A 231-nucleotide genomic window follows, 5' to 3' on the forward strand; every position below is an offset into this window, starting at 1 on the left:
CCTGGCGGCCGGGCGGCCCCTGGTTGAGGCCGACTGACTTGCTCTTGTGCTGGCGGATTGGCTGGCACTGGTTGAGGCCGACTGACTAGCTGTGGTGCTGGCCGACTGGCTGGCACTGGTCGAGGCCGACTGACTAGCTGAGGTGCTGGCTGATTGGCTCGCACTTGTTGAGGCCGATTGAGATGCTGAGGTGCTGGCGGATTGGCTCGCGCTTGTTGAGGCCGACTGACT

The 231-nt window shown here is 64.1% G+C and carries 1 protein-coding gene; it reads right to left on the reverse strand.

Going from position 1 to position 231, the window contains the following annotated elements; genetic code table 11:
- The coding region (locus OCF96_RS10115; RefSeq protein WP_261447093.1) for a hypothetical protein at positions 1 to 231 on the reverse strand (231 nt) is incomplete at both ends.

This window comes from Streptococcus mitis, assembly GCF_946190065.1.
GTDB classification, from domain to species: Bacteria; Bacillota; Bacilli; order Lactobacillales; family Streptococcaceae; genus Streptococcus; species Streptococcus mitis_DE.